The sequence below is a fragment of the Gilliamella sp. wkB18 genome (genome assembly GCF_001690875.1).
Lineage (GTDB): Bacteria > Pseudomonadota > Gammaproteobacteria > Enterobacterales > Orbaceae > Gilliamella > Gilliamella apicola_A.
In genome coordinates this window covers 1-19086 of the sequence record NZ_LZHM01000068.1, presented here as the reverse complement: position 1 = coordinate 19086, position 19086 = coordinate 1, and the positions used below count along the sequence as shown (strand labels likewise).

Here is a 19086-nt window from a genome sequence, read left to right as displayed (position 1 = left end):
AAAAAAATTTGGACATGGAAAGTCTGTGATTAAAATTTAGTCTTTATATTATTATTTCTAAAATATTTAAACTATCTAAATACAACATTTTCAATTGTTAAATTTATTGTATCTACTTTTAAAAAATTAAAAGGATAGATCTCGGTTGCAACGCTATTTGCTAATAGGATAAGCCTTTAATTTGTGATACAATTTAAGAATAATTTTTTCACCGAAAGTAATAATGAAATTGCATTTAAAATCAATGAATAAGGAATAAATATGCAAACAATTGAAGGAAAAGTTTCTGCACCAAAAGCTAAAGTTGCCATAATAGTGGCTCGTTTTAATCATTTCATAAACGAAAACCTTGTTAATGGTGCAATTGACGCATTAACGCGTATTGGGCAAGTAGAAAATAAAAATATTACGGTTATTTGGGTACCTGGTGCTTATGAAATCCCACTTACAGCTAAAGTTGCTGCTCAATCTAAAAAATATGATGCTATTGTGGCATTAGGAACAGTGATTCGTGGTAGTACAGCACATTTTGATTTTGTAGCTGGTGAATCAAGTTCAGGATTACTAAGCGCAAGTTTAGATTACACCATTCCAGTCGGATTTGGTATTTTAACTACTGAAAGTATTGAACAAGCTATTGAACGTGCAGGCACAAAAGCGGGTAATAAAGGCTCAGAAGCAGCATTAACTGCACTTGAAATGCTAAACATTATTAAAGCAATTAAGGAGTAATTTAGTGGCATTAGTCAATCCTCGTCGTAGAGCAAGAGAGTGTGCAGTACAAGCAATTTATTCTTGGCAAATTTCCAGAAATGATCTTGCTGATGTTGAGGCAAGTTTTCTTGCTGAACAAGATATGAAAGGAGTTGATGCTAAGTATTTTCGAGAACTATTAAATGGCGTTGTTAAAAATAGAACTGATTTAGATGAAAAGATGGCGCCTTTCCTCACAGAACGTACCGTTGAAGAACTTGGTCAAGTTGAATTAGCCGTATTGCGAATTGCACTTTACGAATTACTTAAACGCCAAGATGTTCCTTATAAAGTTGTGATTAACGAAGCTATTGAATTAACCAAAACATTCGGTGCGGCAGATAGTCATAAATTTGTTAATGGCGTATTAGATAAATTAGCGCCAACCATACGTACACGGTAACCGATTAAATGTGAGATTAATATGAACGACAATAACGAACAAAAAAAACCAACCGTTTTTTATACTAAAAAAAGCGAAACAAAAAAATATTCTCGTTCAACAAAAGAGAAAAAAATAAATTGGAATAAAAAATTTAAAGATGATTCATTTCAGTCTAATACTCAACTAGAACGAAATGATCGTATTGAAACTTTTAGACCTAGAGCTGGAAAATCTGGTTTTGTAAGACAAAATATTGTTGTTGAAATTAATCGCACTCAATCACGATCATTAATTGACAATAATTCCCCATGGCAAAAAAAAGTGCGTGACAACGAACAAACGCCAACCTTTGGCTATGACGGGTATCGTCAACGTAAAGAAGAAACACTGGTTTATAGCGAAAACAGTTGTAAAGCCGTTTTCAAACATCGACGCTCAGCCATTGTTAAATTGTTTATTATGCAAGAAATGACCTATCAGTTTAAGGATCTAATAAACTGGCTAGTTAAACAACGTTTAGGCTATGACATTGTATCTAATGAACAAATTTCTAAAATAACCCAGACACAACATCATGGTGGAGTTTGTTTAATTGTTAAAAAACGTGCTTCGCTTACATTAGTGGATTATTTAGAAAGTAATAGTGATAAAGATGACGATTGTGTTTTAGCGATTGATGATATTAATAATCCTCATAATCTAGGAGGATTAATACGAAGTGCTGCATTTTACAATGTTAATGGTGTCATATTACGTCAAACAAACCTGCTCGAAAGTGGGGCAGCTATGCGAGTAGCAGAAGGAGGCATTGAGGCAATTAAATCAATCAAAAGCGATGATTTTGTTGCTTCACTTGATATGCTTAAACGACATGGTTATCAAATTGTTGCACTATTGCCTTGTCAGTTAAAATCAATAGCATCAAGTGAATTACATCAAATTACATTTAATAAAAAGATAGCTATTGTAATTTTTCAGCAAATTAACATGAAGCTAATAAATAATGCTGATGTAGTTATACATCTAAAAGGTAACGAAAATATGCCTGCACTTAATATATCTGTTGCAACAGGGATTTTATTATCTACATTACCAAAGTGATCCTACCCTTAAAAAATTCTATTTTTATTTTGACCACCGCAGACTGAGGTGGTCAAAAATATCTCGCTTCGATTATAAATATGTCAAATAGCATCAATTGGTTAGAAAATGCATTTTAATTCTGTACATTGTTACACAATTTTTAAATGTGTTGGTAAGTATCATGGTTTCAAAAAATAAAGTTGGTTTAATTTTTGGTAAGTTTTATCCTTTACACAGTGGGCATATTTACTTGATTGAAAAAGCAATAAGTCAGGTCGAAGAGCTTCATATCTTTCTTGGTTGTGAAGAATCACGAGATAAACAGCTTTTTGATAAAAGCCATTTACCAAAACAACCACAAGTCAGTGATCGGTTCTCATGGTTAAAAAAAACCTTTAAAGATCGCCACAATATCCATATCCATATATTAGATGAAGCAGGTATTGAATATTACCCAAATGGCTGGAAAGATTGGAGTGATCGCGTCAACCGAATTCTTGATGAGTATAAAATCAAACCAAACGTTATTTTTACTAGCGAACCTCAAGATGCTAAAAATCATGAAGTTTATTTTAATTGTCCAGCTGTAATTATTGATGCGGATCGAAAGTTCATGAATATCAGTGCAACACAAATCCGTAAACACCCTTACAAAAATTGGTCTTTTATTGCGCAAGCAGCAAAACCTTTTTTTGTTAAAAAAGTTGCCATTATTGGTCAAAATAGGTTTTGTGGCTTACCAATTCAACTGGCTAATATTTATAATACTGAATATGTTTCCAATGGCTATATTAATTATATTGAGCGAGAAATTTCCACGCAACATAATAGACGTTATTTAAATGAAACTGACTATATTAAAATTGCTATGTTACATGTCGAACGAATTAACAATGCTGAATTGACTGCAAATAAATTACTTTTTACTTCAATCGACTTTGACACACTAGCTCGATACTACAGCCAAATTTTTCAAAAAGAGCATGAAGTGTTAAAAGCCCTAACAGAGAGTTATCATTTTGATTTAGTTATTTATGAAAAGGATTTAGATCCTAAACAGTCAGCATTAGAACATTTTGAAACTGTTACCAAAATGGTTGATACATTACTGATTTAGTTCATCACATTTATAATGGCTTATGCTAAAATAGGCTAAATCTTTGTGATAGGTAAATTTTATGTCTCAATCTTCTGACAAACAAGATAATACAAATCAAGAAAAAATTGATTTTGGCTATACGCAAGTCCCAAAACAAGAAAAAGTAAAACGTGTTGCTGAAGTATTTCACTCCGTTGCCGATAAATATGATGTTATGAATGATCTCATGTCATTTGGTATCCATCGAATTTGGAAAAAAGTGACTATTGAATACAGTAGTGTACGTAAAGGGCAAAAAGTTTTAGATCTGGCTGGTGGAACAGGTGACTTAACGGCAAAATTCTCGCAGCTGGTTGGTGATGATGGATTAGTTGTGTTAGCTGATATTAATGAATCGATGTTAAAAGTAGGGCGAGATAAACTTCGAGACAAAGGCTTATTTAAAAATATTGAATATGTACAAGCTAACGCCGAGGAATTACCTTTTGTGGATAACTATTTCGATTGTATTACAATCTCATTTGGCTTACGGAATGTCACTGACAAAGAAAAAGCATTACGATCCATGTGGCGAGTATTAAAGCCTGGCGGTCGTTTATTAATCCTTGAATTTTCCAAACCACAATATCAAATTTTAAATAAAGCTTATGACTTATATTCATTTACCATGTTACCATTAATGGGCAAAATTGTGGCAAATGACTCTGAAAGTTATCGCTATTTGGCTGAATCCATTCGTATGCATCCTGATCAAAATACATTGAAAAAAATGATGGAAGAAGCCGGATTTGCTAATGTGAAATACCACAATATGACAGGTGGAATTGTAGCGTTACATACTGGATTTAAATTTTGATGCGATGAGACATAATGACATTTTTTCGATTATATAAAATATTAACACTATTTCGTGCTTATCAACTAAACGAACTGTTACCAAATCATCGTTCATCTAAATGGTTACGCTTTTTATTGCTATGTTTATTTTGGGTTAAACCTAAAGCAAAAGAGCAAGCCATTGGCGAACGTCTACGCCAAGCGCTACAAGAGCTAGGACCTGTCTGGATTAAGTTTGGGCAAATGATCTCAACTCGGCGTGATGTTTTACCGACAGATATAGCAAATGCCTTAGCAAAATTACAAGATCAAGTTGATCCTTTTGACGGTAAAAGAGCTCAACAAATGATTGAAGAAGCACTTGGACAACCAATTGACTATTATTTTGCAGATTTTGATCAAAAGCCCTTAGCATCAGCATCCATTGCACAGGTACACACAGCGATCTTAAAACGTAGTCAAGCTGAGGTAGTTATTAAAGTACTACGGCCTGATATTTTGCCTATTATTCAAGCTGATATTCGTTTAATGTATTTTGCTGCCAAACAATTTACAAAGCGAATAAAATCAGGCGAAAAATTGCATACAGTTGAAATTGTGCATGATTATGAAATGACACTACTAAAAGAGTTAGACTTACTGCAAGAAGCTTATAATACGGATAAGTTACGTGCTAATTTTATTAATAGCGATATTTTATATATTCCTTATGTCTATCAAGATTTTTGCCGGAAGAATATCCTTGTTGAAGAACGTATAAAAGGCGTTCCCATTGCAGATATCGAGCAACTCAGACAAAATAACGTCAATATGAAGCTACTTGCTGAACGTGGTGTACAAGCTTTTTTTACACAAGTATTTCGTGATAACTTTTTTCATGCAGATATGCATCCTGGTAATATCTTTGTGGATATCACTGATCCAAACAACCCGCGTTATATTGGTATAGATTGCGCTATTGTGGGTAAGCTAACTGAAGATGATCAACATTATCTGGCGGAAAACTTTCTAGCATTTTTTAATCGAGATTATCGAAAAATAGCAGAAACTTACATTACATCCGGTTGGGTGTCTGACTCTACTGATCCTATCGCCTTTGAAATGGCTATGCGTAATGTTTGTGAGCCAGCTTTTGCAAAACCACTAGCTGAAATCTCATTCTCTCAGATATTGCTTCAATTATTTAAAGTTGCCAGAAAATTTGAAATGGAAATTCAACCACAATTAATTTTACTACAAAAAACCTTATTTTATATTGAAGGATTAGGTCGCCAGCTCTATCCAGAGCTTGATTTATGGCAAACAGCTAAACCCTTTTTAGAAAAATGGTATGAAGAAAAATATAGTGTAAAAAAAATATTGCAACAAGCTTGGGATTCACTACCACAATGGCGTACAGTTATTCCTGAGCTGCCAGCAAAAATAAACGATTACCAACGAATAACAAAACAGATGAACAATCAATTAAAACTTATCAATGAAAAATTACAACAAAGTAAAAAGCATGAACGTAATTTATATGGTTTATTGGCGTTAATATTAGCTTTATGTATAACAGTGCTTATTGTCCGTTAAATGAGCTATTTGGGAATCTTATAATTTAAGTGTATAATTGGACAATTACCCCACGTTGGAGATATTATCATGATGCCAAGCTTACCCCAACTACTCATATTAATTGCCGTTATTGTATTGTTATTTGGAACGAAAAAATTACGCTCATTAGGATCGGATCTTGGGGCGTCAATCAAAGGTTTTAAAAAAGCAATGAGTGATGACGATGACAAAAAAGAAAGTGATTCTATGCAAAAGATCGACAAGATAGATTCATCAAATGATGATAATGGCACTAAAAAAGAGTAGCCTGTGTTTGATATCAGTTTTGGTCAATTACTATTAGTATTAATTATAGGACTGGTTGTATTAGGACCAGAACGTTTACCTATTGCCATAAAGACAGTTGCTGGTTGGATAAAAGTACTACGCCGTATGTCAGCAACTGTACAACTAGAGTTAAATAAAGAGCTCAAATTGCAAGAATTGCAAGACAGCCTAAAAAAAGCGGAACTAAGTGGTTTAAAAACGCTAACCCCAGAAATTCAAGAATCAATTGATGATTTAAAACGTGTGACAGAATCACTACAAAAAGAGATCGATTCAGCAACGCAAATAGATACTCACACTCATTTAGATAAAGATAAATAATGACAGACGACGCAACTCAACCTCTAATTGGACATCTTGTTGAACTTAGAACACGACTATTACGCTGTATTATCTGTATTTTACTGGTATTAGTTTGCTTACTTTATTTTTCAAATGATATTTATCGCATTGTTGCCAATCCACTTATTAGCCAATTACCGCAAGGCAGCAGTATGATAGCAACGGACATTGCCGCACCGTTTTTTACACCCATTAAATTGACTGTTGTAGCGGCAATATTTATCTCGATTCCTTACGTACTGTATCAAGTTTGGGGGTTTATCGCACCAGCCCTTTATCAACACGAAAAACGTTTAGTAATGCCACTGATTATATCGAGTACTATTTTGTTTTACATTGGTATTGCTTTTGCTTATTTTGTCGTATTTCCACTAGCTTTTTACTTTTTTATTCACACAGCACCTATTGATGTAGCAATTAATACTGATATCACCAAATATCTTGATTTTGTCATGACACTTTTTATTGTATTTGGATTTGCTTTCGAAGTGCCAGTTGCCATTATATTACTTTGTTGGACAGGCATAACAACGCCTAAAAGCTTACGCAAAAAACGCCCATATATTATTGTTGGGGTATTTGCTATAGCTATGTTTGTCACACCACCAGACGTATTTTCACAAATCTTATTAGCGGTACCTATCTGTTTACTGTTTGAAGTTGGCACTTTTTTTGCCCGTTTTTATCAGCCACGAAAAAACGACAATACAGAAGATGACGACAGTTATGAATCTGATAAAGATAGTTAACAGATAAAAGATGAATTAACTGAATAATTAAGGATAACAAGTCATAATGAACACATCATTACCTGATTTTAACCATGCTAATGTATTAGTTGTAGGCGATATTATGTTAGATCGCTATTGGCATGGAGGAACCAACCGTATATCGCCTGAAGCACCAGTACCTGTTGTCAAAATTGATTCGCTAGAAGAAAGACCAGGTGGTGCTGCGAATGTCGCAATGAATATCACTTCGCTTTGTGGTAATGTGCGTTTAATTGGGTTAACTGGTATTGATGAACCGGCTAAAATTCTTAATGAACAATTAAGTAAACACCATGTTCAATGTGATTTTGTCTCTGTCTCAACGCATCCTACCATTACTAAATTACGCGTATTATCCCGTAATCAACAATTAATTCGTATTGATTTTGAAGAAGGATTTGGCAATGTTGATGCAAGCCCAATTCTTGAGCGCATTCAAACAGCGCTGGCAACCCATAAAGTATTAGTACTTTCGGATTATGCCAAAGGAGCACTATCTGCGGTTCAATCAATGATTAAACTTGCTAATCAAGCCAATATACCAATCTTAGTTGATCCAAAAGGAACCGATTTTGAACGTTATCGTGGGGCAACCTTATTAACACCTAATATGTCAGAATTCGAAGCCGTGGTTGGGCATTGTCAAACTGAAGAAGAAATTGTTGAAAAAGGTTACCAACTCATCAAGCAATATGATTTAAAAGCCCTATTAGTGACACGTAGCGAAAAAGGCATGACCTTATTACAGTTAGGTAAACCAATTTATCATTTACCGACTCAAGCAAAAGAAGTATTTGATGTAACAGGTGCTGGTGATACTGTAATTGCTACATTAGCCGCAGCTTTAGCAGCTGGTCTCTCTTTAGAAGAGAGCTGTTTTTTAGCCAATGCTGCAGCTGGTGTCGTTGTTGGAAAACTAGGAACTTCAACCGTTTCTCAAGTAGAACTTAGCAATGCTATTCGTGCACGAGTTGATGACGGTTTTGGCGTAATGACAGAAGAAGAGCTAAAAGAAGAGGTAAAAAAAGCACGCATGCGTGGCGAAAAAATTGTCATGACTAATGGGTGTTTTGACATATTGCATGCGGGGCATGTTTCTTACCTTGCTAATGCTAGAAAACTTGGTGACCGCTTAATTGTTGCAGTTAATAGTGATGCTTCGGTTAAACAATTGAAAGGGGCATCAAGACCAATTAACCCACTAATGCAACGTATGATCGTCTTAGGTGCACTAAATTCAGTGGACTGGGTTGTACCGTTTGAAGAAGAAACCCCACAACGGCTTATTGCTAATATCTTACCCGATGTCTTAGTTAAAGGTGGTGATTATAAACCAGAAGATATAGCAGGAGGGAAAGAAGTTATCGCTGCTGGTGGAAGCGTTAAAGTACTTAATTTTGAAGATGGTTGCTCAACGACTAATATTATTAATGCGATCAAAAACCGCTAAAACTTAACTAACTTAATCTAATCGGCTTCTTAGCTAAGTAGCCGATTTTTTCAATATCATACTAATTAGCTTCTTATGTTTTTCTTTGTGTTAATTGATAAAGATAGACATAAGCATAAACAAAGTATTCACTCAACTTAACCTAATAATAAAATGAATTTTTATAGATTATTAAGATAATTGATAGTTGATATCTATTATAAAATTTTAAAATTAATGCTTTTTTTATGCATTACTTTGTGTAAAGCTAGTGCACAGTTTAGGGAAAAGATGACAGAGGATATTTAATGACTAAACATTATGATTATATTGCTATTGGCGGCGGTAGCGGAGGGATAGCATCAGTTAATCGAGCGGCGTCTTATGGGAAAAAGTGTGCCATTATTGAAGCAAAATTATTAGGTGGAACCTGTGTTAATGTTGGTTGTGTGCCCAAAAAAGTCATGTGGTATGGTGCTCAAATTGCAGAAGCGATTAAACATTATGGTCCCGATTACGGTTTTGATACCACTATTAATCAATTCAATTGGGATAAATTAATTGCTAGTCGAACTGCTTATATTGATCGCATTCATCAATCTTACGATCGGGTACTTACTAATAACAAAGTTGACGTCATTCAAGGGTATGCAAAATTTGTTGATTCTCACACCGTTGAGGTAAATGGCGAACACTATAGTGCTAATCATATTCTAATTGCTGTTGGAGGAAAACCAAGCATTCCCAATATTCCAGGTGCGCAATATGGCATTACTTCAGATGGCTTTTTTGCTCTAAAAGCCTTACCAAAACGTGTGGCAGTTGTTGGTGCAGGTTATATTGCTTGCGAAATAGCAAGCGTATTACACGCCTTGGGCGCGCAAACTCATCAATTTGTTCGCAATGCTACACCACTACGATCTTTTGATCCGCTTATTGTTGAAACCTTAATGGAAGTTATTGCTACTGAAGGGCAACAACTACATACTTTTGCGATTCCAAAATCGGTAATTAAAAATAGTGATGGTTCATTAACATTAAATCTTGAAAATGGCGAAAGCTACACAGTTGATTGTTTAATTTGGGCGATTGGACGTGATCCAGCAACAAATGACATGAATTTACAGGCAGCGGGAATTGAGGTTGATAATAAAGGTTTTATCATCGTCGACAAATACCAAAACACCAATGTTCCGGGCATCTATTCTGTCGGTGATGATACAGGCGCTATAGCGCTAACACCTGTTGCGGTTGCTGCAGGACGTCGCTTATCAGAAAGATTATTTAACAATAAACCTAATGAGCATCTAGATTACAGTAATATTCCGACCGTCGTATTTACTCATCCTGCAATTGGAACAGTAGGACTGACTGAACCAGAAGCAATACAGCAGTATGGAGAAGAAAACGTAAAAGTGTATAAATCAACATTTACAGCAATGTACACCGCAGTCACACAGCATCGACAACCTTGTCGAATGAAATTAGTATGCGTGGGGAAAGATGAAAAAATTGTTGGTATTCATGGCATTGGTTACGGAATGGACGAAATGTTACAAGGCTTTGCTGTCGCACTTAAAATGGGTGCAACGAAAAACGACTTTGATAATACGGTAGCGATTCACCCAACCGCTGCGGAAGAATTTGTTACCATGCGTTAAAAAAATTGTGGCACTAATAATAAAAAAGCAGGGCGTTGGCCCTGCTTTTTTATTAATAACCTGTTATGATTCATATTGTTATTATTAACCCGTTTACTGATTAACGATTTACATCACCCAGCCAACCATTTTTAGCTAATGGATAAAAACCTACTCCAACGGCAATTAACGCCACAAACGAGATATAAATACCAGCACCAAGATAACTATATTGACCTAATAAATGCTCAGGGCTTAATAGATAAATAGTTAATGTTGGTGTAAATGCACTAAATAGCGCATAGGCTAAATTATACGAAAATGACAAACCTGAATAGCGGATTGCAGGTGGAAAAGCCCTTGTGCCAACTATTGCTGTCATGGCAACTGAACCAATAAATAGCCCAAATACAGCCCAAATCAGATAAAGTTTAATTAAAGACATATTTGGAGACAAAGAGCTATAAAATACAATGCTCATAATAGCAAGCCCACCCCAGTTAATCAGCATGGTTTTGCTTGTACCTAGTTTATCTTCTAACCAACCAAAAATAATACAACCGATAGTTAATGTTAACGCTGCAATACAGCCACCAATGCGCCAATCAAGATTAGCAAAATGGTACATACCGCCTACAATACGACCAGGCGTAATTAAAATACCCACCATAATGGCGGTCGATAACGACCAAGTCAAAAGCGCCACAATCACGCAGGCTGTTTTATGTTTTTGAAGCACAGTAACCACAGGAATCTTTTTCTCGATCGCTTTACGTGCTGCTAACTCTTTAAAGATAGGAGTTTCGGATAAAAAACGACGTAAATAAACCGAAATAACCCCAAAAATGCCACCAATAATAAACGGAATACGCCAAGCGTAATCTAAAATATTCTCGGTAGTAAAACAAAGATCAATAATAATGGTTACAATAAAACCAAGCAAAATACCACCAGTAATACCTGAAGTTAACGTACCGATACCTAAACCATAACGTTGCTTTGGCACATGCTCAGCAATAAACACCCAAGCCCCTGGCATTTCACCACCAATTGCGGCACCTTGAAGCATACGCATTACTAATAATAACAAAGGTGCAAAAATGCCAATCATGTCATAAGTTGGCAAAACACCGATAATAAATGTTGGTAATGCCATCATTGCCACGCTTAAAGTAAACATTCGCTTACGTCCCACTTTATCGCCAAAGTGCGCCATAATAATGCCGCCAACAGGACGAACCAAATAACCCGCTGCAAAAATCCCCCAAGCAAACAAATCTAACGTTAATGGTGATAAAAAATGCGGCAAAAATAGAGGTTTGACAATGGTATCGATATAAAGAGCGTAGATAACAAAATCATAAAACTCTAACGTACCCCCCAAAGAGGATAAAACTAACGTTTTAAAATCCTGACGATTTAATGGTCGAGCACTTGGCTGCCATTGCGTGTTAATTTCAAACTGACTCATGACAAAACCTTATTATTAAATTACGATAGAAAATAAAAAATCTACCTTTTATTGATCTAAGCTAAAAATGTGAAATTTATTCTGCCATAAAACAATCTTCTTTTTTTCATCATAAAAAAATTTAATATATACAACAAATCTGCTTATTTGATTTATAATCCAACCAATTTATGCTTAAAAAATCTAAATCTCAATAAAGCATAAACAATAACGAATAGGTTGGATAAAATTTGATGAAAAATAATAAAAAAGTACGCTGCAGTTGGGTCTTGAACGATCCAATATACATCGATTATCACGATAACGAATGGGGAATCGCTCAATATGATAGCCTTAAGCTATTTGAGAAAATTTGCCTTGAAGGACAACAAGCGGGATTATCGTGGATCACTGTTTTGAAAAAACGCGATGAATATCGACGTTGCTTTTTTAATTTCGACCCACAAAAGATTATTCAGCTAACGCCTGAAGACATTGAACATCTTTTAAAAAATAAAGGACTAATTCGTCATCGTTTAAAGCTAAATAGCATTGTAAAAAATGCTCATGCTTATTTAAAGATGCAAAAAAGTGGTGAAGATTTCTCGCAATTTATTTGGTCATTTGTTAATAATAAACCAATTATTAACCATTTTAACGACAAAAGCGAAGTACCAGTAAGTACTGATATATCAGAAAAAATGTCAAAAGCGCTAAAAAACAAAGGATTTACATTTGTTGGTTCTACCATCTGTTATGCTTTTATGCAGTCCATGGGATTAGTTAACGATCATTTTGAAAATTGTTATAAAAAATAAAGGAAAAAATGGATGATAGTAAAATCAATAAAGTATGGTATAGCCTTAATATTAGCCTATTTTATTATTGCTAACATTGCGATTTATACTTCTTCGTTACAAAAACCAATAAAAAATGCCGATACCGTAGTTGTATTGGGATCACAAGTGATTAATACACCTGCCATAGCTCCACCTACTTTAGCCGAGCGTTTAAATATTGCCATAAATTATTTACAAAATAACCCACAAACCAACGTTGTTGTTTGTGGCGGACAAGGCAAAGACGAATCTGCAACTGAAGCTAGTGTAATGGCTCAATATTTAATTGAAAAAGGGATCGATGCTAATCGAATTTATCAAGAAGACAAATCAACCCGAACAGCCCAACAATTTATCTATGCAAATCGTATATTACCCTTAGGCAAAACGGTTGTGGTAACCAATGATTTTCATTTATTGCGATCGCTAATGCTTGCTAAACGTTCAGGAATTAACGAAGTATCAGGTTTAGCGGCGCCATTAGATTTGACTAATGGCGATAAATATATCGCATTAATAAGAGAACCCCTAGCACTAGCAAATTCTTGGTTATTTGACCACCCAAGCGATAGCATAAAACCAGAAAACTCATTATTAACTCAATAAACTAACTAAAACTATCAGCGCATAGTGGCAAAACCAAGGACAACTGCTGTTTTTGCCATGCTTCCATGATATTATTAACCATTAAAATTTAAATCAGCTACAGATCAATATGAAATCAGATACAATTGTTGCACAAGCAACGCCACCAGGTCGTGGTGGTGTAGGTATATTGCGCATTTCTGGACCCAAAGCCCAAGCCGTGGCTCAGGCAGTATTAGGGCAAATACCCAAACCAAGGTATGCGCATTATCTTCCTTTTTTAGCTACAGATGGCACAACCTTAGATGAAGGTATTGCGTTGTTTTTTCCTAATCCACACTCTTTTACAGGCGAAGATGTACTTGAATTACAAGGGCACGGTGGTCCAGTTATTTTAGACTTGCTTTTAAAACGAATACTTGAGATCCCAAATATTCGTATTGCAAAACCGGGCGAGTTTTCAGAGCGAGCCTTTTTAAACGATAAATTAGATTTAGCTCAAGCCGAAGCCATAGCTGATTTAATTGATGCTAGCTCAGAACAAGCGGCAAAATCGGCGATATCATCCTTACAAGGTGTATTTTCTAAAAAAGTGAATGCATTGGTTGAATCCTTAATTCATTTACGCATATTTACTGAGGCAGCAATCGACTTTCCTGAAGAAGAAATTGACTTTCTATCTGACGGCAAAATCGAAGCACAACTTAATGAAGTGATTGCTAGCTTAAGCGAAGTTCGGCAAGAAGCTAAACAAGGATCATTGTTACGAGAAGGCATGAAAGTAGTCATAGCAGGGCGTCCTAATGCTGGAAAATCAAGCTTACTAAATGCCTTAGCTGGACGTGAAGCTGCCATTGTGACTGATATTGCTGGCACCACGCGCGATGTACTACGTGAACATATCCATATTGACGGCATGCCGCTACATGTTATTGATACCGCAGGTTTACGTGAAGCTAGTGACGAAGTGGAACGAATCGGCATAGAGCGGGCTTGGCAAGAAATTAAACAAGCCGATAGAGTACTGTTTATGGTTGACAGCACAACCACAACCGAAACCAACCCCGAAAAATTATGGCCTGAGTTTATTGAACGCTTACCTAAAAATATGCCAGTAACCGTAATTCGTAATAAAGCCGATTTAACGGGTGAAAAGCTAGGGTATAGTGAAGTAAATGGCTACTCACTAATTCAGCTTTCAGCTCGAACGGGGGAAGGTGTTTCACTATTACGCAATCACCTAAAACAAACAATGGGCTTTACCAGTAGCACAGAAGGTGGATTTTTAGCACGTCGCCGCCACCTTCAAGCACTTGAAAAAGCCGCTGAACACTTAAACAATGGTAAACACCAGCTAATTACCTTTCACGCAGGTGAATTGCTAGCCGAAGAGCTAAGACTAGCCCAAGAAGCCTTAAGTGAAATCACCGGAGAATTTACTTCTGATGATTTATTAGGCCGTATATTCAGTTCGTTTTGTATTGGTAAATAAGGTTAATGATTGATAGCTTTGCATTTTAATTATAATTGATTAAAACTTATCAAAAGAGAGCGGAATAAATGGGATATTTTACTCAATATCCTAAAATACATCATGGCTTTTTACGACCTCTTCTTTTCCATTTTTTGGTTCTATGCCATTTAATCTGCATTCTTATATCAAAAACTAATGCTAATTTAAATATTCTTACTAATACATAAAATAACGTAAAACATATTCCCAAAGTTATTGGAATGAAAAAGGCCTTTTGCTCATTAACTATTTTTGATATTTTTTTTTGAGACTCTTCAGAGTTAAAGTGTTCACAAATTATTTTTGTGGTTGTGAAAGATACCTTATGGTGCTCAGCCCATTTTTTTTCATCAAAGCCGGTTTCATTACACATTGAAGCATTTAAATACCATGTGCTATTGGTAAAAGGTATAAATGCATACTGGGAGTTTTTGGCATAATTATTAGATACCCAAAACCATGGTTCATTTTTTTCTACTTTGATTAGGGCTGAAGAAGTAAAAGAAAAATTAGTACACATAAGAAATACAATAAATAAAATGAGTAAAACAATAAAGTTACAAAATATTTTCCATAACGTTATTTTTGGGTAGGAAAGGGTTTTAATATTGAAATGTGGCTTAATTTTAATGATTTGACTTGCTGCCACTCCGTTTCTATGTAACCACTTTTGATATTTTTTAATCTGTTCATAACTCGTCGCTGATACGCCATACAACGTATTAAAGTGAAATATATCTATGTTCCTTTTATGAAACCTTTGCAAGTTAGTATTCGAAAATTCCGAATATTTTTTACCTAATATAAACATCAAAATTCTATTTTTTATCAGAAAATAAATCTTCCATTTATAAATAAAAAATACCGCTATTACAGCAACGATAAAGTATAGAATATATTCAAAATAAGGTAATTGAATTAAAGCTAAAATCTGATTATCAACTGTTTCTTTTGTCACTTTATTAAACCGATTCTTATTGTTAAAAAATTGCTATCTACATAAATTAAAAATTTTATTTTTTCCATAACTATGCTTTTTTATTGAAAAAAACTTATTCACTCACAAAACAGCAATCACTGAACTTAGCCATTGATTTTGGGTTATAGATGTAATTAAATTATTTTTATGGGAAGCAATGACCGATTCACAACCTAATGCTAATGCGAGCCAATATGAAAGTTCGTCTTGATTGCCCCCAATTCTTTGTAACTTATTAACATCCTCTAATTCAATGTGATTTTTAGACAAATTGATTAACACTTCTTTTTCTTGCTTGTTAGTTAAATTAGCAAGCCAAAGTTGATTTACTTGTTTGATTACTGGTTGCATATCAACCATTTGTTGAAAAGCAAGCTGTAGATCGCTTGTGAACATTGGTCTTAAAATTTCAACTAGGGCAATATCAATACCCATATCTTGGTAATGTGATTTTTTCACAAGCAAGAAAGCAGTTAAAAAACTTGAACTTTGTGACTTAGTATTATCGACAATAATTAATTCAAGCTCAGGTTCTGTTGTATCCACCCATTTAGTTAACTGTTCTACATCAATTTCATTTTCGATTTTCTGCGATAGCGAATAACGCTGTTTGATTCCGATCTTTTGATAAGCTTGACTAATTGTGTTTTCAATACAAATATCAGCATGTTGTGATGAATAAACAGTAATATTTATTGATTCTGTTTTCGGAAGTTTATTTAGTACAGAACGCATTGAAACAAACAAATCTTCGATAGAGTGTGCTGTATCAAATTTATCATTAAAGGTTAATGATTTATTTACTTCAGCACTTATATTTGAACCATTATTAAGTATTTTGTTTGCAGTTACTTGGTTAGGTAAAACATAAAAGCTATCAAGAACAACCAATGATTGCATCGCCCATTTTTGCCAATTTTGTTCGATATTTTTTTGTTCTTGTTGCCATATATTATATTCTTCTTGGGCAAGCCCATAAAAATAGATTCGAATACTAAAAGCAATTCCTCCAATAATTAAGGTAATCAGTGTCGAACCTACCCAATAAGTCCACTGAGAGCTATAACTACTGTCTGGCCACAATCTGGCTAGTATAAAACTCGTAATAAAAAATAACAGGGTAATAAACATTCCCCATGTTCTCCAATGTAACTTTGCTGGTGGTTTTGCAATGTTGCTAACGTTAGGTTTAGACCAAGACATACTATCTAACTCTATAATTTATTAATGATTAATATTACTTAAGGCTATAGGTATATTATCTATAACTATAATCTTATTACGTTAAAATATATCTAAGATACATTTTTATGGTGAAACAACTTAAATCAATACGTATTATGGTGCCACCAATACTGGTAAATTCATCGCCCCAGCAGGGTAATACTGGGGGGGTTGCGTTGCGTCGCCATGATTTATCGACCATTTGATTTTGAATTTTATAAAAGGTTTTTAGGCTCATATTTGTACGTAGTATTCCTTATTAATCTTTTTAATAATAAAAAAGATTACTATCATATATTTTGTTTATATAGTTAGTTTTAGGTTTTTGATTATTTGACTTATATTTTCCTTGAAACTTTAATTTCCAACATTTTCTATTGGTAAATTTTCTTAAATCGATCCTTGATATTTTTTTAAAGTTTAAAGCTTTAAAGATTTGTTCGGCAATTTTCACTTTAGTTTTAAAGCTGTCTTTTAATGCAATAATAAAACCAATAACAGCAAAACTACCAAAAGCAATTGAAGCAGCTGAAATATTGTTTTTATAATTATTACTCAAAGTAACTACGTCATCTAAATCATGATAATATATATATATGCCCGTCACGACTATCAGTGCAATCATCAAAGTCATAATAGTACATTTAAGGCAAAATACAGAATAAGCCCAACGCCCTCGAAAACAGTTAGGGCAAACGCTGATGATCCTCTCATCAGGTTTGGCAATAGCATAGAGTTCGTAATGGTCGTTTTGCCATTCGGCAACGACAATCACTTCATCCCCTGGTTGAAACGGGCAATCACCAAGCCAACCACGGTAAATTTCATCGCCAATTTGAACATTAACAAAATTAGCCTCACGTAAAACAGGGTCATCTTCTGGCAAACCTGTTAAACCAACTTGCCCGCGTAAGGTACCAATAATGGCGCCCATTCGCGCTGCTCTATTGACTCGCTCCATGGATTCTTGCATATTTTGGTAGGATTCAACTTCAAACGCTTGTTGCTGTGTTTGTAAATCAATGCGTATTATGGTGCCACCAATACAGGTAAATTCATCGCCCCAGCAGGGTAATACTGGTGGCGTTGCGTTGCGTCGCCATGATTTATCGACCATTTGATTTTGAATTTTATAAAAGGTTTTTAGGCTCATATTTGTACGCAGTATTCCTTATTAATCTTTTAATAATAAAAAAGGTGATTATCCTTAATTCTCGAATTATAGGTAATTTTAGGAGTTTGCTTATTCTCTGTATATTTACCTTGTCGTTTTAACTTTCTAACTTTTTTATTAGTGAATCTCCTTAAATCAATCCTTGATATTCTTTGTAAATTTAGAGCCCTAAATATTTGTTCGGCTATTTTCACTTTAGTTTTAAAGCTGTCTTTTAAAGCAACAATTAAACTGATAATAGCAAAAGAGCCAAAAACAATGCCAAAAGTACGAAAATTCCTAATAAATCTTATATCTAAAGATAATACCGCATCTAAACCATAGGAATAGATATCAAGGCAAGTAAAAAATAACAATATTATTGATAAAGTCAAAACGGTACACTTTGCGCAAAAAATAAAATAAGCCCAACGTCCTCGAAAACAGTTAGGGCAGACGCTGATCATCTTCTCATCAGGTTTGGCAATAGCATAGAGTTCGTAATGGTCGTTTTGCCATTCGGCAACGACAATCACTTCATCCCCCGGTTGAAACGGACAATCGCCAATCCAACCGCGGTAAATTTCATCGCCAATTTGAACATTTACAAAGTTGGCTTTTCGAGGCAGTGGTTCAACTCCAGCCTCACCAGTTAGACCCACTTGCCCCCGAAATGTGCCAATAATTGCGCCAATTTTTGCTGCTCTATTTAATCTTTCAACGCTTTCTTTAACGTTTTCATATGATTCGACCTCAAATTGGCGCTTTTCTTCTTGTAAATCAATGCGTATTATGGTGCCACGAATACTGGTAAATTCATCGCCCCAGCAGGGTAATACTGGGGGGGTGGCGTTGCGTCGCCATGATTTATCGACCATTTGATTTTGAATTTTATAAAAGGTTTTTAAGCTCATATTTGTACGTAGTATTCCTTATTAATCTTTTTAATAATAAAAAAGATTACTATCATATATTTTGTTTATATAGTTAGTCTTAGGTTTTTGATTATTTGACTTATATTTTCCTTGAAACTTTAATTTCCAACATTTTCTATTGGTAAATTTTCTTAAATCGATCCTTGATATTTTTTTAAAGTTTAAAGCTTTAAAGATTTGCTCGGC

General features: G+C 34.7%; 20 protein-coding genes. 14 read left to right on the top strand and 6 right to left on the bottom strand.

Features of this window, described 5'->3' with window-relative positions:
• The first annotated feature begins 261 nt into the window (after positions 1-261).
• The 11 genes from ribH to gorA all read left to right on the top strand — a co-directional run bounded on the left by ribH (position 262) and on the right by gorA (position 10243).
• A complete protein-coding gene (gene ribH / locus A9G48_RS07080; protein WP_034944187.1) occupies positions 262-732 on the top strand; it encodes a 6,7-dimethyl-8-ribityllumazine synthase in 471 nt (156 codons plus the stop codon).
• Between the two features lie 4 nt (positions 733-736).
• Entirely contained in the window at positions 737-1156 is a 420-nt protein-coding gene (gene nusB / locus A9G48_RS07075) for a transcription antitermination factor NusB (protein WP_034944186.1), read from the top strand.
• A 21-nt stretch (positions 1157-1177) separates the two neighbouring features.
• Positions 1178-2239, top strand: coding sequence for a TrmH family RNA methyltransferase (locus A9G48_RS07070; RefSeq protein WP_065576007.1), 1062 nt, complete (start codon positions 1178-1180; stop codon positions 2237-2239).
• 163 nt (positions 2240-2402) lie between these two features.
• Positions 2403-3338 (top strand): multifunctional transcriptional regulator/nicotinamide-nucleotide adenylyltransferase/ribosylnicotinamide kinase NadR, encoded by a 936-nt coding sequence (gene nadR / locus A9G48_RS07065; RefSeq protein WP_051825063.1) that lies wholly within the window; start codon positions 2403-2405, stop codon positions 3336-3338.
• A gap of 61 nt (positions 3339-3399) precedes the next feature.
• Entirely contained in the window at positions 3400-4176 is a 777-nt protein-coding gene (gene ubiE / locus A9G48_RS07060; protein WP_034944185.1) for a bifunctional demethylmenaquinone methyltransferase/2-methoxy-6-polyprenyl-1,4-benzoquinol methylase UbiE, read from the top strand.
• Positions 4177-4190: 14 nt separating this feature from the next.
• On the top strand, positions 4191-5732 hold the full coding sequence (gene ubiB, locus A9G48_RS07055; RefSeq protein ID WP_065568631.1) for a ubiquinone biosynthesis regulatory protein kinase UbiB: 1542 nt from the start codon (positions 4191-4193) through the stop codon (positions 5730-5732).
• A 72-nt stretch (positions 5733-5804) separates the two neighbouring features.
• Positions 5805-6020: a twin-arginine translocase TatA/TatE family subunit gene (gene tatA, locus A9G48_RS07050; RefSeq protein WP_442903339.1), complete on the top strand. Its 216-nt coding sequence runs from the start codon at positions 5805-5807 to the stop codon at positions 6018-6020.
• A 3-nt stretch (positions 6021-6023) separates the two neighbouring features.
• Positions 6024-6362, top strand: a complete 339-nt coding sequence (gene tatB, locus A9G48_RS07045) for a Sec-independent protein translocase protein TatB (RefSeq protein ID WP_051825061.1) — start codon at positions 6024-6026, stop codon at positions 6360-6362.
• A complete protein-coding gene (gene tatC, locus A9G48_RS07040) occupies positions 6362-7132 on the top strand; it encodes a twin-arginine translocase subunit TatC (protein WP_034944181.1) in 771 nt (256 codons plus the stop codon). The genes tatB and tatC overlap by 1 nt, the downstream gene beginning before the upstream one ends.
• Before the next feature lie 46 nt (positions 7133-7178).
• Complete coding sequence (hldE, locus tag A9G48_RS07035) at positions 7179-8603, top strand: bifunctional D-glycero-beta-D-manno-heptose-7-phosphate kinase/D-glycero-beta-D-manno-heptose 1-phosphate adenylyltransferase HldE (RefSeq protein WP_034944178.1); 1425 nt, start codon at positions 7179-7181, stop codon at positions 8601-8603.
• Between the two features lie 287 nt (positions 8604-8890).
• Entirely contained in the window at positions 8891-10243 is a 1353-nt protein-coding gene (gene gorA / locus A9G48_RS07030) for a glutathione-disulfide reductase (RefSeq protein WP_065576006.1), read from the top strand.
• A 100-nt stretch (positions 10244-10343) separates the two neighbouring features.
• On the opposite strand, the gene A9G48_RS07025 is transcribed toward gorA, so the two are convergent.
• Positions 10344-11693, bottom strand: a complete 1350-nt coding sequence (locus tag A9G48_RS07025; protein ID WP_034944171.1) for an MFS transporter — start codon at positions 11691-11693, stop codon at positions 10344-10346.
• Between the two features lie 233 nt (positions 11694-11926).
• Between A9G48_RS07025 and A9G48_RS07020 the strand changes: the two genes are divergently transcribed.
• The 3 genes from A9G48_RS07020 to mnmE all read left to right on the top strand — a co-directional run bounded on the left by A9G48_RS07020 (position 11927) and on the right by mnmE (position 14588).
• Positions 11927-12490 carry a DNA-3-methyladenine glycosylase I gene (locus A9G48_RS07020; RefSeq protein WP_065576005.1) on the top strand — a complete coding sequence of 188 codons (564 nt, stop codon included), beginning with the start codon at positions 11927-11929 and terminating at the stop codon, positions 12488-12490.
• Positions 12491-12502: 12 nt separating this feature from the next.
• A complete protein-coding gene (locus tag A9G48_RS07015; RefSeq protein ID WP_051825059.1) occupies positions 12503-13117 on the top strand; it encodes a YdcF family protein in 615 nt (204 codons plus the stop codon).
• Between the two features lie 109 nt (positions 13118-13226).
• Positions 13227-14588 (top strand): tRNA uridine-5-carboxymethylaminomethyl(34) synthesis GTPase MnmE, encoded by a 1362-nt coding sequence (gene mnmE / locus A9G48_RS07010; RefSeq protein WP_034944163.1) that lies wholly within the window; start codon positions 13227-13229, stop codon positions 14586-14588.
• Positions 14589-14688: 100 nt separating this feature from the next.
• Here the strand turns inward: mnmE and A9G48_RS07005 are convergent, their stop codons facing one another.
• The 5 genes from A9G48_RS07005 to A9G48_RS06985 form a co-directional block, all read right to left on the bottom strand.
• Positions 14689-15567, bottom strand: a complete 879-nt coding sequence (locus A9G48_RS07005) for a DUF6216 family protein (protein ID WP_065576004.1) — start codon at positions 15565-15567, stop codon at positions 14689-14691.
• 102 nt (positions 15568-15669) lie between these two features.
• Positions 15670-16791 carry a hypothetical protein gene (locus A9G48_RS07000; RefSeq protein WP_065576003.1) on the bottom strand — a complete coding sequence of 374 codons (1122 nt, stop codon included), beginning with the start codon at positions 16789-16791 and terminating at the stop codon, positions 15670-15672.
• A 76-nt stretch (positions 16792-16867) separates the two neighbouring features.
• Positions 16868-17050 carry a hypothetical protein gene (locus tag A9G48_RS06995; RefSeq protein WP_065568639.1) on the bottom strand — a complete coding sequence of 61 codons (183 nt, stop codon included), beginning with the start codon at positions 17048-17050 and terminating at the stop codon, positions 16868-16870.
• Between the two features lie 30 nt (positions 17051-17080).
• Positions 17081-17965, bottom strand: coding sequence for a putative type VI secretion system effector (locus tag A9G48_RS06990; RefSeq protein ID WP_065576002.1), 885 nt, complete (start codon positions 17963-17965; stop codon positions 17081-17083).
• 29 nt (positions 17966-17994) lie between these two features.
• Entirely contained in the window at positions 17995-18879 is an 885-nt protein-coding gene (locus A9G48_RS06985) for a putative type VI secretion system effector (protein WP_065576001.1), read from the bottom strand.
• Between the last annotated feature and the right edge of the window lie 207 nt (positions 18880-19086).

Bases quoted from the DNA above. Each gene is read 5' to 3' on its own strand.
- ribH (WP_034944187.1), top strand. From the start codon at position 262: ATGCAAACAATTGAAGGAAAAGTTTCTGCACCAAAAGCTAAAGTTGCC.
- A9G48_RS07070 (WP_065576007.1), top strand. From the start codon at position 1,178: ATGAACGACAATAACGAACAAAAAAAACCAACCGTTTTTTATACTAAA.
- nadR (WP_051825063.1), top strand. From the start codon at position 2,403: ATGGTTTCAAAAAATAAAGTTGGTTTAATTTTTGGTAAGTTTTATCCT.
- ubiE (WP_034944185.1), top strand. From the start codon at position 3,400: ATGTCTCAATCTTCTGACAAACAAGATAATACAAATCAAGAAAAAATT.
- ubiB (WP_065568631.1), top strand. From the start codon at position 4,191: ATGACATTTTTTCGATTATATAAAATATTAACACTATTTCGTGCTTAT.
- tatA (WP_442903339.1), top strand. From the start codon at position 5,805: ATGCCAAGCTTACCCCAACTACTCATATTAATTGCCGTTATTGTATTG.
- tatC (WP_034944181.1), top strand. From the start codon at position 6,362: ATGACAGACGACGCAACTCAACCTCTAATTGGACATCTTGTTGAACTT.
- hldE (WP_034944178.1), top strand. From the start codon at position 7,179: ATGAACACATCATTACCTGATTTTAACCATGCTAATGTATTAGTTGTA.
- gorA (WP_065576006.1), top strand. From the start codon at position 8,891: ATGACTAAACATTATGATTATATTGCTATTGGCGGCGGTAGCGGAGGG.
- A9G48_RS07025 (WP_034944171.1), bottom strand. From the start codon at position 11,693: ATGAGTCAGTTTGAAATTAACACGCAATGGCAGCCAAGTGCTCGACCA.
- A9G48_RS07020 (WP_065576005.1), top strand. From the start codon at position 11,927: ATGAAAAATAATAAAAAAGTACGCTGCAGTTGGGTCTTGAACGATCCA.
- A9G48_RS07015 (WP_051825059.1), top strand. From the start codon at position 12,503: ATGATAGTAAAATCAATAAAGTATGGTATAGCCTTAATATTAGCCTAT.
- mnmE (WP_034944163.1), top strand. From the start codon at position 13,227: ATGAAATCAGATACAATTGTTGCACAAGCAACGCCACCAGGTCGTGGT.
- A9G48_RS07000 (WP_065576003.1), bottom strand. From the start codon at position 16,791: ATGTCTTGGTCTAAACCTAACGTTAGCAACATTGCAAAACCACCAGCA.
- A9G48_RS06995 (WP_065568639.1), bottom strand. From the start codon at position 17,050: ATGAGCCTAAAAACCTTTTATAAAATTCAAAATCAAATGGTCGATAAA.
- A9G48_RS06990 (WP_065576002.1), bottom strand. From the start codon at position 17,965: ATGAGCCTAAAAACCTTTTATAAAATTCAAAATCAAATGGTCGATAAA.
- A9G48_RS06985 (WP_065576001.1), bottom strand. From the start codon at position 18,879: ATGAGCTTAAAAACCTTTTATAAAATTCAAAATCAAATGGTCGATAAA.